Source organism: Rhizobium herbae (genome assembly GCF_019511375.1).
GTDB classification, from domain to species: Bacteria; Pseudomonadota; Alphaproteobacteria; order Rhizobiales; family Rhizobiaceae; genus Pararhizobium; species Pararhizobium herbae_A.
The window spans coordinates 1,037,999-1,051,421 of the sequence record NZ_JAEUAO010000001.1 but is presented as its reverse complement, the minus strand read 5'-3'; the positions used below and the strand labels follow the sequence as shown (position 1 = coordinate 1,051,421).

Below are 13,423 nucleotides of genomic sequence, written 5' to 3'. Positions count from 1 at the left end.
ATGAGCGTGAATGCTGCCGGACCGATCGTCCTTGTCGGCGCGGGCAATATGGGCGGCGCGATGCTTGCCGGTTGGCTGAAAAGCGGCATTGCTGGCGCTGACGTGCTGGTTATCGATCCGGGGCCGTCGCCGGCCATGGCAAAGCTGATTGCCGACAATGGCGCACGCCATGAAGCAACAGCGCCTGCGGGCCTGAAGGCCGGCGTTCTTTTCCTTGCGGTCAAGCCGCAGATGATGGCAGCGGTGCTGCCGCCGCTAAAGGGGCTTGTCGGGTCCGAAACGGTCGTCGTTTCGGTTGCCGCCGGCACGACGCTCGGTTTCATGCAGTCTCACCTGGGCGACGCTGCCATGGTGCGCGCCATGCCGAATACGCCGGCGATGATCGGCCGCGGCGTCACCGGCGCGTTTGCCAACGGCGCGGTATCGTCTGCACAGCGCGATCTCGTGCACAATCTCCTCAAAGTCAGCGGCCCCGTTGAGTGGGTCGAAACCGAAGCTGATATCGATGCCGTCACGGCCGTGTCCGGCAGCGGCCCGGCCTATGTCTTTTACCTCGTCGAGTGCATGGCGGAAGCCGGCCGCAAGGCCGGCCTTCAGGCGGACCTCGCCATGCGACTCGCGCGGGAAACCGTCGCGGGGGCTGGTGAACTTTTGCACCAGTCCCCCGATGACGCTTCGAAACTGCGCCAGAACGTAACGTCGCCGGGCGGGACGACGGCCGCTGCTCTGTCTATTCTCATGGCCGATGACGGCATGCAGCCGTTGTTCGACAAGGCGATCGCCGCAGCCCGCAAGCGGGCGGAAGAACTGGCCGGCTAGATCGGGATCCTGTCATGACCGAGACCATCGCCTATGCCGATTTCGAGCGCGTCGATATTCGCGCCGGCACCATCGTCGAGGCTTCTCCCTTTCCCGAAGCGCGCAAGCCGGCGTTCAAGATCGTCATCGATTTCGGTTCCGAGATCGGCCTCAAGAAATCCTCGGCGCAGATCACCGTTCACTATACGCTGGAAAGCCTTGTCGGCCGCCAGGTGCTCGGTGTCGTCAACTTCCCGCCGCGCCAGATCGGCCCGTTCCGCTCGGAAGTCCTGACGCTCGGTTTCGAGGACGAAAACGGCGACATTGTTCTGGCCGCGGTGGATAAGCCGGTGCCGAACGGCAAGAAGATGCTGTAGGAATTTCATCGATGGACATGAACGCTGTCCGCGAATTCGTCCGAGTCACCTGCCTGCGCGATGCGGCCGCTGTCGCCGGCGATTGGTCCGCCACGCACGTCGTCTCGCTTCTCGATCCGGAACTGCCGGAAGAGCATGTTCCGCGCATTGCCGGCGCGACGCACCATGTCGTGCGGTTGCGCGATCAGGAAAACGCGCTGGCCACCGGTCATTTTCCCGAAACGATCACGGCGTTCTTCGACCTCGTGCTTCCCGCCATCGAGCAGCGTGACAGCCGCATCCTCGTGCATTGCCATGCGGGCGTCAGCCGTTCCACCGCTTTCGCCTACGGCGTCATTGCCCACCGGTTCGGTGCCGGCCGCGAAGCAGAGGCTTTCGATGCGCTGATGTCGATCGTCAACAAGCCCTGGCCCAACCGCCGCATCATCGAGATATTCGACGCGCACTGGCAGAGGGAAGGGCGGCTTCTCGCCCCGTTAGACGCGATGAGGGCACAATATCCCAAACGGATCGACGCGTGGCATCGGTTCAACGCGCGGCGCGGGATGACCGGCGGTTATTCGCGGTGAACCACTGTCGACACAAACGTGTTGCTTCGTGTCTTCGTTGCCGACTACCCGGCGCAGTGCGAGGTCGCCGTCGAGGCGATGGAGCAGGCAGATATCGTTGGGGTGAGCGTACAATCGCTTTGTGAGTTTGTCTGGGTGCTCGGCCGCAACTACGGGACCGCGCGTGCCGATATCGCTGCCGCCATCCGGCGTCTGATTGATACGCGCAACGTCTTGGTCAATCGTCCAGCGGTGGAGGCAGGCCTGCTGATGCTGGAAGCCGGCGGCGATTTTGCCGATGGCGTGATCGCCTTTGAGGGCCGTTGGCTTGGCGGTGAGAAGTTTGTGTCGTTCGACAGAGAGGCCGTCAAGGTCCTTGCCGCTCAGGGGCAGGCGGCGCGTCTTCTGGCCGCAAAATAGGTGGCCGACCTGCCGATCAAGCCGGCACCCTGACGACCGCTCTCAACCCACCCAACGGACTATCAGACAGAATGACATTGCCGCCGTGGCTGCGGGCGATGTCGAGGGCGATGGCCAGGCCGAGGCCGGTTCCCGAGCTGTCGAGATTGCGCGCCTCGTCGAGCCGGAAGAACGGCTTGAAGACGTCGTCGCGGGACGCTTCCGGAATGCCGGGACCATCGTCGTCCACCGTGACGGTAATCCATTTCGTCCCGTGCCTGGCGTCGATATGGACGGTGTTGGCATAGCGATAGGCGTTCGAGGCGAGGTTGGCGACCAGCCGGGTGAAGGCATTGGGGCGGACGCGCACGTTGTCGTCGCCCTGGATGGTGGTTGTCACCGTCTTGCCCTGCAGCTCGGCTTCCAGCGTCAGCCGGTTCATCAGATCGTGCAGTTTCAGTTCGCCGACATCCTCTTCCGCCTCGCCGCGAGCGAAAGACAGGTAGCCTTCGAGCATGCTCTGCATGTCCTCGACGTCCTGGTTGAGATTGTCGAGATCGGCGTTGTCGCCGGCCAGCGCCAGTTGCAGCTTGAAACGGGTAAGGATCGTGCGCAGGTCGTGGCTGACGCCGGTCAGCATGGCGGTTCGCTGCTCGATCTGGCGTTCGATGCGCTCGCGCATCTGGATGAAGGCAAGGCCGGCGCGGCGGATTTCCTCGGCGCCGCGCGGCGAAAAATCGTCGATCTTCTGGCCCTTGCCGAAGCTCTCCGCCGCCTTGGCAAGCGCAAGGATCGGCCGGATCTGGCCACGCAGGAAGAGAATGGCAATGGTCAAAAGCACCAGCGAGGCGCCAACCATCCAGACGATGAAGATATGGGTATTCGAGGCGTAGGCCTGGCTGCGGCGAGCAAAGACGCGAAGGATGCGCTCGCCGTCGAGCTTGACGCGAATTTCGACGAAATCGGAATCGCCGACCGTATCGATCCAGAAGGGGCGGTGGATCTGGCGGGAGATCTCCTCGCTGAGAATCTGGTCGAGAATCTCGAAGAAAGGTTTCGGGCGTGGTGCGGGCAGTTCCCCATCCGGCTCGATTGCGATGTTGAGGTCCAGTTTTTCCCGGGCAATCCGCACGATCGTGGCATAGTCGCTTTCCGGCATTTCGTCGATGAGGTCGATGACCGCCGCGATATCGCCCGTGACGGCGGCTGACAAACGCTGGGTGACGAGCTGCCAGTGTCGCTCCATGAACACGAAGGCGACCACCGACTGCAACAGGACCATGGGAATGATGACGATCAGCAGCGAGCGGGCGTAGAGTCCCATCGGCAATTGCCGCCGTAGCCAGCGCATGACGCGATTCCCGGTGCTGTCGCCCGTTCGCGTCCGATAGCGCCGCAGGATGTCAAAGCTCGCCATGGAAACTCAGCCGTGTCATTTCGCTAGTCCACGCTTAGCCGATAGCCAATGCCACGCACCGTCTGCAGCCAGACCGGGTTTGACGGGTCGTCCTCGATCTTGCGGCGCAGCCGGTTGATCTGCACGTCGATGGTCCGCTCGCCGACCTCGGCGTCGTCGCTTACCAGCTCGTGGCGCGGAATGGTTTCGCCGGCACGCTGGGAGAACAGCATCATGATCTCCTGTTCCCGGTCGGTCAGGCGAATATGGTCGGCGCCCCGGCGCAATTCCTTGCGCACGACGGAGAAAGTAAAGGGGCCGAAAATCACCTGTTCGATCTTCGGCGGCTTGGCGGGGGCGTTGCGCCGCAGGATGTTGTTGATGCGCAGCACCAGTTCGCGCGGGTCGAAGGGCTTGGGCAGATAGTCGTCGGCGCCGGCCTCCAGTCCCTCGATTCTGGCATTCGATTCGGCGAGCGCGGTCAGCATGATCACCGGTACGCTCTTTATCTTGCGCAGGCTCTGGGTCAGCGAAATGCCGGTTTCTCCGGGCATCATCACGTCGACGATCAACAGGTCGTAGTCGATGCCTTCGAGCTTGCGGCGAGCCTCGCCTGCGTCAGCAGCCGTCGTCACGCGAAAGCCCTTTTCCATCAGGTAGCGGTTCAGAAGATCGCGGATGCGGCGGTCGTCGTCGACTACCAGAAGATGGGCGGCATCGTCGTCGATCCTCGTCGTCTTTGTCATCTTTCGTATTGCCCCTGCCTTGTCGCTGCCGGCCCGACAGGCCAGCTGTTAGTTTTCCTCGGCTGTCTTCATGCCGGCAAGGAAGCGCTTGATCGTGTCGCGAGCTCCCGGGCCGGTTTTCGCCAGGGCTTCGGCTATGCGCCGCGACTGTGGCTCAGCCAAGGCCCTTGCCAGAGTCTTGCCTTCCTTTGTTGTATAGAGCTTACGCTGCCTGCGATCCTCCGGCCCGGCAACTTGGTGAATATACCCTGAATCGATGAGCTGCTTTAAGACACGGGCAAGGCTTTGCTTGGTGATCCTCAGCGTGTCGAGCAGATCGGCGACGGTCATACCGGGTTCGCGGTCGACGAAGTGCAGCACGCGGTGATGCGCCCGCCCGAAGCCGCGTTTTTCGAGAATCACATCCGGGTCGGAGGTAAAATCCCGGTAGGCGAAAAAGAGCAGTTCGATGATTTCAAAATCCACCGCGTCCGTGATGTCTGTGCCGGCCGGAGAGATATCCGCATCGGCCTTCTTGTTCGGCTGTCCTGCCACGCCGTCATTTCCTTTCAATTGCAACGCACCCTGCGAAACTTCCGGAACAATATGTCAGTTATGTTGACATATTTTTTCGCCATTGGTAAGCGTCTTCACAGCGGAAGGGCGAATATTCGACGCTGACCTGTCGTTGAAGATAGGCCGCGCCGCTCTGATCGCCAATCCAAAATCACCAAAACGGATTTTACTCGCTCCAGTTTGACGGTAAAACTGAGGCAGGAAAGACAATCAACGCAAAGTATGGCGTTCACGCGCCGGAGGATGAGACGATGGCAGCAGTTCCCTTTGATCAGTTGGACGGTCAGATCTGGTTCAACGGTGAATTTGTCGATTGGAAGGACGCGAAGATCCATGTGCTCACGCACGGCCTGCATTATGCCAGCGCCGTTTTCGAAGGCGAGCGCGCCTATGGCGGCCGCGTCTTCAAACTGACAGAGCACAACGAGCGCCTGCACAGGTCGGCCGAAATCCTCGGCTTCAAAGTGCCCTATTCGGTCGAGGAACTGGATGCGGCAACGATCGAGCTTCTGAAGCGCCAGGGCTTCGCAGATGCTTATGTCCGGCCGATCGCCTGGCGCGGCTCAGAATCGATGGGTGTCTCTGCGCAGAACAACCGCATCAATGTCGCCATCGCCATCTGGCAGTGGGGCAGCTATTTCAATCCGGCAGAGAAGCTCAAGGGCATCCGCCTCGATATTGCCGAGTACCGCCGCCCCGACCCGAGGACTGCACCCTGCGCCTCCAAGGCCGCCGGCCTCTACATGATCTGCACCATCTCCAAGCATGCCGCCGAAGCCAAGGGTTATGCGGATGCGATGATGCTCGACTATCGCGGCCAGGTCGCCGAAGCCACGGGCGCCAACATCTTCTTCGTCAAGGACGGCGTAATCCACACGCCGACGCCGGACTGCTTCCTCAACGGCATCACCCGCCAGACGGTCATCGAACTCGCCAAGCGCCGCGGCTACGAAGTGGTGGAGCGGGCGATCATGCCGGAGGAACTCGCAGGCTTCAGCGAATGCTTCCTGACCGGTTCGGCCGCTGAAGTGACGCCTGTCTCGGAGATCGGGCCCCATACGTTCAAGCCGGCGACGATTTCCGAGACGCTGATGAACGACTATATGAAGGAAGTCTACCCGGTGGCCGCTGCCGCTGAGTGACCGCTCGGCACGGAATTGAAAAAGGCGGCCTTCGAGCCGCCTTTTCTGTTGCCGCAATCAAGGCGAGCGCGCTGCCGCTGCGCGTGTCGATCAACCATGTTGCCAAACCCGGCAGCGGCCGCTTCTCCATGTAGTATCGCAACGAAAATTGCTGCCAGCCCCGCAATGGCGGGCCATTCCACGCGTGAGTAACGGCGCATTGTTCCGGTGTTCCCCATGGAACTGCGACAAGCAGGTCAATGCAAAATACTGGAATGGTTCCACTATTGCCGGAACCATTTGCGCAATGGCGGGGTTAGTCGCCAGCAGGAGGATATTGAGATGCAACAGGATACCGCCCAGGACGAGAATTCGACTGCCCGCCAGTTGCGTCCCGTCGTCATCACCGTCATCGCCGCCAAGCTTGCTGTCTTCGCCTTGCTGATGACCACCATCAACTTCCAGCCACCACTGCAAAGCCCCCTCGAAGTTGCCGCAGCACGCTGACGCGACTTGTTTTGCCCAGCGGCCGCCGCCCATGATCTCTAAAACCGGCCTCGCGTCATTGACCGTTTTCATTGGGTCGCTTCCGTCCTATATGCTTTGCAACACGGTTTTCAAAGCGAGGCGGCATGCTACAGGCGGGCATCATTCCGGTTACACATTTCCAGCAGAACTGCACGGTTCTGTTCGACACCCAAACCAAGGAGGGCGTGATCGTCGATCCGGGCGGTGACGTCGACGTCATCCTGCAGACGATCAAGGAAAACGGCATTACGCTGAAGGCGATCTGGCTGACCCATGGCCATATCGATCACGCCGGCGGTGCCAAGGAACTCAGCCAAGCCTTGGATATCAATATCATCGGTCCGCACAAGGACGACCAGCCGCTGCTCGAAAGGCTCGAAGCCCAGGCGGAAAAATACGGGCTGGCAATGAAGGTTGAGAACGTTCTGCCGGACCAGTGGCTGGAGGACGGCGATACGGTGTCCTTCGGCGATCACGTCTTCGAGGTGCTGCACTGCCCCGGCCATGCGCCCGGCCATGTCGTCTATTTCAATCGCAAACAGGGCTTCGCCCATGTCGGCGACGTCCTGTTTCACGGTTCGGTCGGTCGCACGGATCTTCCCGGCGGCAATCACCAGCAGCTTCTTGATTCGATTCGCGACAAGATCCTGCCGCTCGGCGATAGCGTCGGCTTCATCTGCGGCCACGGGCCGGGGGGCCAGATCGGCGAGGAGCGGCGCACCAATCCCTATCTGCGCGGCCTGTAGCGGCGCGGCGCCGCGCCAGAGAACAAGAAAAAAGGCACGCGCCGCTCGGCACGTGCCTTTTTATAATGGTGTCGCGGACTTAGCCGGCCCTGCAAAAATGCTCTCTGCCGTCGTAGCCGACGAAGGTCCCGGATTGCGGATCGAACGAGCGATAGCGCTGCGAGCAATAGCGGTACCAGGCCCGGCTCCATGGCTCCAGGCCGCCGTCGCTTTCGACGACGACAGTGCGGGTGCGATAGACGCGACGCGGTTCGTAATATTCGGGTTCCGGATCGACATAGACGCGTTCCTGGTAGCGCGGCTGGCTGGCAACGGCGCCGCCGATGATCACGCCGGTGGCAAGGCCGAGGGCACCCGCTGCAATGGCATCATCATGGTTGTGGTGATGGCGGCGGCCCCAGTCTTCGGCCTGCGCGGATGTTACCGTCGGGATCACGGTGGCCGCGGTGGCAAGGGCGAGAACGGCAGCTTTGATAAACTTGTTCATTGTATTTCGATCCTGTTTTGGGTCGGCTAGTTTCAGTCCGTAATGCTGAAAACAGGATATTGTGGCGAAAATGAACGCATGCTGAATGAAAAAACCCGGCGACGAGGCCGGGCTTCAACGTGTGAATCTGGCTGCAGCGCCCGGCTCAGCCGGAAATCTGCAGGTTGACCGCCTTGGGGCCTTTGCCGCGGCGATCCGGTTCCGTGTCGAAGCTGACCTTCTGATTTTCCGACAGTCCGTTCAGGCCCGAGGCCTGTACTGCGGAGATATGCACGAAGATGTCCGCGCCACCATTATCAGGCTTTATGAAGCCGAAGCCCTTGTCGGTGTTGAAGAATTTAACAATGCCAGTCTCGGCCATGCGTCAGGTCCTTTTTCCTCTGCCCGGTGCGGCGGGCAGCATTACAATGTTTGCCCAAGGGGCGTGCGGCAGGCAGTTCTCGACTGTGAGGAAAGGATCCCTGTAATTGCAGCCAGCCATCGAAAAAACTCTGTCTTTGTCCGACTGCCCGGTCCATTTTGCGTGTCCGGCGCGCATTATTTAAAGGTCTTCCCGTGTTCGCAAATTGCCCGAACCCGATAAGCTTGCTGTGTTTATTTTAAATTGGCAAGCAAAAGTTTTTTGAAACAAGTGCGCCGATTTGGTTTGTTCAAAAAGCAATCAACTGCTGAAAAATATGATTTTTGTACAGATATATTGCAAGCTATTGAAAATATTGAGCATTGCGGAATTCTGCTCGCTTTTTAAGCTGTTTGCGGCATGATATGTCGCAGAATGCCAAGGTCTGGTGGCCCGCTCAGGAAGTTTCGCCAAATATTAGCTGCTCGAAAACTGGCGGCTCTTCATAGGCCGCCGTCATCCGCGAGTGAAACCTGCGGCGGCGTCATGTTGCGGAAGCAACAGCGTTCGGCTTCTCAGTAGGGCGCTGAGCATGGCGGCAAAATGATCGCGCAGCCGAGGTCGCTGAGCGGCGCGACGTTTCTCCGTGTAGCATGGAGCCGATCTGGACGGCGAACAGGGCTTGGCTCGACAGGAGATCGCCGCCTGCGGCGCGCTCGTCAGCTTTTCTTGTCGGTCGCCGAGACCCGCAGCAGCGCGCCGCCGTCCGTGACTAACAGCACCGCGCCATCGGGTGCCACCTTGACGTCGCGGATGCGTCCGAATTCGCCTTCGAACAGGCGTTCCTCCGAGACGATCTTGCCGGTTTCATCGCGCTCCAGCCGCGCCAGCAGCTGGTATTTCAGCGCCGATACCAACAGATTGCCGTCCCACTGCGGGAACATCGCGCCGTGATAGACGTCGATCGCGCCCGGTGCGATGGAGGGGTCCCAGTAATAGAGCGGCTGCTCGTAGCCCTCCGCTGCCTGGCCGACGCCGATCTCGGCGCCGGAATAGTCCTTGCCATAGGTGATGACCGGCCAGCCGTAGTTCCGGCCGGGCTGCGGCGCGTTGATTTCATCGCCGCCGCGCGCGCCATGCTCGACGGTCAGCAATTGACGGTTCTTCGGGTCGATGACGATACCCTGCGGATTGCGATGGCCCTTGGACCAGACTTCCGGCAGCCCGGCCTTGCCGTCCTTGTAGGGGTTGTCCGCGGGAATGCTGCCGTCCGGCTCGATATGCAGGATGGCGCCCGCGTGGTCTCGCATGTCCTGGGCGCGGTCGCGCTCGCCGCGATCGCCGATGCCGAAGAACAGGCTGCCGTCGGAGGCAATCGCGATGCGCGATCCGAAATGCTGGCCCTTGCCGGTGAACTTGTTCATCCGGAAGAGTTCCTTGACGCCGGTCAGTTTCTTTCCATCCGCTGAAAGCTCGCCGCGCACGAGTGCCGTTCCATAACGGCTGCCATTCGCCACGGCCATGGACAGGAACAACGTCCGGCTGGTTTCGAAATCCGGGGAGAGCGCCACATCGAGGAGGCCGCCTTGCCCTTGCCGCGCCACCTTCGGAACGCCGGCGATCGGCGCGGAGGTCTTGCCGTCGCGAATGATGCGCAGGCTGCCGCCAAGCTCGGTGATGATGAAGGCGCCATCCGGCATCACTTCGACCGACCAGGGATTGTCGAGCCCCGAGGCAAGCGTTTCGACCTGGACGGATACCTTCTCGGTCGAGAATTGCGCAGGTTCCTGTGCGCAGGCGAGGGCAGGGCTTGCCAAAAGGATCATCGCCAGGCCGGCGGGTCTATACAGCTTTTCAAGCGTCGTCTTCATTTCACCCTCCATTCGCTCGCTGATACCTGGGGTGGGGCGCGAAAGGATCAAGGCCGATCAAAAGGATGTGACCGGCAACTGGATGGGGAGAGGAAGTGCCGAAAGCTTCGTTTGCGGTGCATCGGAAACGAGCTCCGCCTGGACGATGTAGCGCAGCGGGCCCTGCCCGGTCGCATCGAAGGGCCAGCAGGTGGCGAGCGCCAGATTGCGCCCGGGGGCATCTGCGTTGATGCCGCTCTCGTCCCAGCGGGCGATCCGGCTTGAGCCGGCTCGGAATGTCAGGTTCGTTCCGTCCTTGCGGGTGACCACCAGAAGATCGCCAGGCTTGACGTCCTTCAGCCAGCGGAAATGCGTGTCGCGATGGGCGGCAATGACGGAGGTGCCGAGTTCACCCGGCGACGGCGTGTTGGTCAGTCGCGCCGGGCCGAAGGCGAGCGCCTCACCGCTGGCGCCCGACAGCACGATCGCAGTCTTGCCGATGCGTGGCGCGGTAATTTCCGCTTCGGTCGAAAAGTCGGCCCAGGGCCATGGTTTGACATTGGGCGCGCCATGCAGTTGCGCCTCGAAGCTTCGCTTCAGCAACACCTGCGAAACCTCGGCCTTCACCTTCATGTAGAAGCCTTTACCGACCAGCATCAGGCCGGCGATCGCCACAAGCGAAATGGCCGCGAGCACCAGCGTCTCCAGCATGTTGAGGCGCGCCAGAAAGCCATCGCGCCCGTCGAGCGTCTGTCTATTGGACACGGCTGCGTGCCTCCAGATTCAGGCCGCGCATCTGCCAGCGCCACAGGCCGAAGGTTGATGTTGCCATTACCGCGACGGCGAGCAGCATCAGGCCGATCAGGATATACCGGTCGGCCAGCGTCGCGGTCTGGGGCAGGTGGACCTGATTGCCCGCTTGCGCGATCAGGCCGGCGGCTCGTGCCGTGGGCGCTGTCGCCATCCGGTCGGCGACCAGCATTGCCTGTTCCTCGGCCTGGTCGAGCGAGGCCTTGCGCTGGCCCTCCGGACGCATCGTCTCGCCGAACACCTTCTCGAAATCCCATCCCTCAGGCAGGTTGAGCGGCACGTCGGTGCTGGCAACGGGCTCACCCGCCGGGCGCGACGGCGTCACGTCGACGGCAACCAGGCTGGTGACCCGCGAAACGAGGTGATGCGCAAGCGCCACGGTCTCGATCTTTCTGTCGAGCGCTGCCCCGTCGTTCACGGCATAGGCGTTTGCCTCGAGATCGTCGATCTTGCGCCGCGCCCAGAGCTTGGCAATGCCGTTGCCTCGAGACGCCTTGGCGACATCCAGCTCGATACGCCAGGGCTGCTCGCCGGTCTTGCCGGTGATCTGCAGCTTGCCTGCAGGTGAGGTGCCATCAAGCTTCGCGGTCAGCACCACCGGCTCGCCGCGATAGAGGTCAGGCATCGGGTTGGGCGTGATATCCTGCGCATTCGCGCCGGCGAAGGTGACGGCGATGTCGGTCATCGCCGGGTTTTCCAGCTTGTCGAAGAGCTCGCCCATGCGGGCGGCCACCTGGTCTTCCGAGCCGATCAGCGTAAACGTGCCCCGGCCGAGTTCGGCAGCCTTGGTCATGAAGTGGGTGTTGGGCGCCGAGCCGATCCCGACGGTGAAGACACGGGCATCGCCGCGGTTCTTCGATATCTCGTCGAACAATTGCGCCTCGTTGCCGATCGCCCCATCTGTCAGAAACACGACCTGTCGCAACGTACCGGGCTCGATCGGCCCCTGCGTGCGCAGGGCTGCCTCCAGCGCCGGCAGCATCTCCGTGCCGCCATCGGCCGTCAGGCCGCGCACGAATGCGATCGCATCCTCGCGCTTGTCCGGCGTCGCCGGCACGAGGGAGGGAAAATGCATGCTCATCGTGTCGTCGAAGCGGATGACGTTGAACCGGTCTTCCGGACGCAGCCGGGAGATGGCAAGCGCCAGGCTGTCGCGGGCCTGCTCGATCGATGTGCCGGCCATCGAGCCGGAATTGTCGATGACGAAGACCACTTCGCGCTTTGGCGTCGTTTCCGTCGCGGCCTCATCAGTCGGAGGCGTCACGAAGCCAAGCAGATAGGTCTTGCCGTCGACCGTCTCGCGGAAGAGGCCTGCATGCGGCGCCTTGCCGGCGGCCGCGTTCCAGCTCAGTTCGAAATCCTTGTCGGCCGGCACGCTGCCGCTTTTCAAGCTAATCACGCGGGCCATGTCATCGACCGTCCGGACGTCGGTCTCATGGAACGGCGAGGTGAGGGTGCCGATCGGGAAACCGGCATTGAGATTGACCGTCAGCGTCACCGGATTGATCCTTGCATTTTCCGCAGGATCAAGCACCGGCGGGGCGATCTTGCCGCGGTCCGGCACCGGATCGCTGACGGCGTAACCGGAACTGGGATCGAGATCGACCGTCTGGACGATCGGATCGGGATTGTAGCGGGGGGCCACGACCATCGGGAAGCGCAACGAGAACGCGCCGCCCGACTGATGCACGCTGCCCTGATACTCGATCTGTACGATGATGGTTTCGCCGGGACCGATATTGGCGACCTGGTTGGTGAAGATGTTGGGGCGCTGCTGTTCGAGAAGCGCCGTCTTCTTGCCGGAGGCCTTGGCTTCCTCATAGACCTTGCGCGCTTCCTCGCGGGCTTTGATCTGACCCTCGATGAAGCGGTCGCCGATCTGCATCTTCAACGTATCGACAGCGGCGTTTTCCGGCAGCGGGAAGACGTAGGTGCCCTCAACCCAACCCTTGCTCGGATTGCGGAACCGCTGCGTCACGCGCGTGCGCAGGATCGGGCCGTTGACGTCGATCAGCACATCGGTTGCCAGCCGCGGTGCCTCGACGAAGGCGCCGGGTTCCTTGGATGGGAAGAGCAGGGCACCGGTGCCCAAATCGTTGGGGTGCACATAGCCTGCTAAATGCTTCGGTCGGCCCTGTCCGGTTTCGGCCGAGGCCTCCGAGAAAGAGCCCATCACGAAAAACAGCACGATCGTCACAGCCAGAAGTGCGGCGACCAGCAGATATTCGACATAGGGCGTGTACTGGCGGCGCGGGGTCGCAGCGCCGATTTCCGTGTCGACAAACATTGCTTAAGGCCCTTGGGTGCGGATGGATTCGGGTAGGCCCTCAGAAAAGGCCTGGAAATCGGCTGCAGGAGGACGGAATTGCGGCAGGCCGCGGCATTTGTTGTGACCAAATCAAGGCGTTGCGGAAATGTCGCAAAGCTCCTGTTTTTGAAGAATAAAATCCGAGCGTGAGGCGTTATTGTCCTTCGGACTCGAACGCCTTGCCGCTGGCTTAAGCTTTGCTGCAGCGGGCATGAAAATCCGGAGTCGATTCAAGCTTCTGCGCGGCGCTGTCGAGAAAGTGATTCATCCCAGGCGCTGATGGGACTGATGAAACATTGTCATGGTCACGCATTTTGCCGGTTCTGCGGGCTCTTTGCGCTTGAAACCGGGCCTGTCTTTCGACATACACCTAACCGCTACGGAGCCCGGCAAAGACCGCTCCCGCTGGCGCGC

General features: G+C 61.5%; 15 protein-coding genes. 7 read left to right on the top strand and 8 right to left on the bottom strand.

Annotated elements, in window-relative coordinates:
* The 4 genes from proC to JNB71_RS05100 are packed head-to-tail and all read left to right on the top strand — an operon-like array spanning position 1 to position 2,143.
* The gene (gene proC / locus JNB71_RS05115; RefSeq protein WP_220370723.1) at positions 1–819 is read left to right on the top strand and encodes a pyrroline-5-carboxylate reductase; all 819 of its coding nucleotides are present in this window, start codon (positions 1–3) and stop codon (positions 817–819) included.
* 14 nt (positions 820–833) lie between these two features.
* Positions 834–1,175, top strand: a complete 342-nt coding sequence (locus JNB71_RS05110) for a tRNA-binding protein (RefSeq protein WP_018326962.1) — start codon at positions 834–836, stop codon at positions 1,173–1,175.
* Between the two features lie 11 nt (positions 1,176–1,186).
* Complete coding sequence (locus JNB71_RS05105; RefSeq protein ID WP_220370722.1) at positions 1,187–1,744, top strand: protein tyrosine phosphatase; 558 nt, start codon at positions 1,187–1,189, stop codon at positions 1,742–1,744.
* An 18-nt stretch (positions 1,745–1,762) separates the two neighbouring features.
* On the top strand, positions 1,763–2,143 hold the full coding sequence (locus JNB71_RS05100; RefSeq protein ID WP_220370721.1) for a type II toxin-antitoxin system VapC family toxin: 381 nt from the start codon (positions 1,763–1,765) through the stop codon (positions 2,141–2,143).
* Between the two features lie 16 nt (positions 2,144–2,159).
* Here JNB71_RS05100 and JNB71_RS05095 read toward each other — a convergent pair whose 3' ends face one another.
* Genes JNB71_RS05095 through JNB71_RS05085 form a run of 3 tightly spaced genes read right to left on the bottom strand, consistent with a single transcriptional unit; the run spans position 2,160 to position 4,798 of the window.
* On the bottom strand, positions 2,160–3,539 hold the full coding sequence (locus tag JNB71_RS05095; protein WP_220370720.1) for an ATP-binding protein: 1,380 nt from the start codon (positions 3,537–3,539) through the stop codon (positions 2,160–2,162).
* 23 nt (positions 3,540–3,562) lie between these two features.
* Positions 3,563–4,264 (bottom strand): response regulator, encoded by a 702-nt coding sequence (locus tag JNB71_RS05090; protein WP_220370719.1) that lies wholly within the window; start codon positions 4,262–4,264, stop codon positions 3,563–3,565.
* A gap of 48 nt (positions 4,265–4,312) precedes the next feature.
* The gene (locus JNB71_RS05085) at positions 4,313–4,798 is read right to left on the bottom strand and encodes a MarR family winged helix-turn-helix transcriptional regulator (RefSeq protein ID WP_220370718.1); all 486 of its coding nucleotides are present in this window, start codon (positions 4,796–4,798) and stop codon (positions 4,313–4,315) included.
* 272 nt (positions 4,799–5,070) lie between these two features.
* Between JNB71_RS05085 and JNB71_RS05080 the strand changes: the two genes are divergently transcribed.
* From JNB71_RS05080 to JNB71_RS05070, 3 genes are all read left to right on the top strand, one after another.
* A complete protein-coding gene (locus JNB71_RS05080; RefSeq protein WP_220370717.1) occupies positions 5,071–5,961 on the top strand; it encodes a branched-chain amino acid aminotransferase in 891 nt (296 codons plus the stop codon).
* Positions 5,962–6,282: 321 nt separating this feature from the next.
* Positions 6,283–6,447 carry a hypothetical protein gene (locus tag JNB71_RS05075; protein ID WP_220370716.1) on the top strand — a complete coding sequence of 55 codons (165 nt, stop codon included), beginning with the start codon at positions 6,283–6,285 and terminating at the stop codon, positions 6,445–6,447.
* Between the two features lie 125 nt (positions 6,448–6,572).
* Positions 6,573–7,214 (top strand): MBL fold metallo-hydrolase, encoded by a 642-nt coding sequence (locus JNB71_RS05070; protein WP_220370715.1) that lies wholly within the window; start codon positions 6,573–6,575, stop codon positions 7,212–7,214.
* 79 nt (positions 7,215–7,293) lie between these two features.
* Here the strand turns inward: JNB71_RS05070 and JNB71_RS05065 are convergent, their stop codons facing one another.
* The 5 genes from JNB71_RS05065 to JNB71_RS05045 all read right to left on the bottom strand — a co-directional run bounded on the left by JNB71_RS05065 (position 7,294) and on the right by JNB71_RS05045 (position 12,988).
* A complete protein-coding gene (locus tag JNB71_RS05065) occupies positions 7,294–7,701 on the bottom strand; it encodes a BA14K family protein (RefSeq protein ID WP_220370714.1) in 408 nt (135 codons plus the stop codon).
* 145 nt (positions 7,702–7,846) lie between these two features.
* Complete coding sequence (locus JNB71_RS05060) at positions 7,847–8,062, bottom strand: cold-shock protein (RefSeq protein ID WP_018326972.1); 216 nt, start codon at positions 8,060–8,062, stop codon at positions 7,847–7,849.
* Between the two features lie 698 nt (positions 8,063–8,760).
* Positions 8,761–9,867, bottom strand: a complete 1,107-nt coding sequence (locus tag JNB71_RS05055; RefSeq protein WP_431028319.1) for a PQQ-dependent sugar dehydrogenase — start codon at positions 9,865–9,867, stop codon at positions 8,761–8,763.
* 102 nt (positions 9,868–9,969) lie between these two features.
* Positions 9,970–10,602, bottom strand: a complete 633-nt coding sequence (locus JNB71_RS05050; protein ID WP_222857204.1) for a class GN sortase — start codon at positions 10,600–10,602, stop codon at positions 9,970–9,972.
* 43 nt (positions 10,603–10,645) lie between these two features.
* Positions 10,646–12,988 (bottom strand): marine proteobacterial sortase target protein, encoded by a 2,343-nt coding sequence (locus JNB71_RS05045; protein ID WP_220370711.1) that lies wholly within the window; start codon positions 12,986–12,988, stop codon positions 10,646–10,648.
* Positions 12,989–13,423 lie beyond the last annotated feature (435 nt).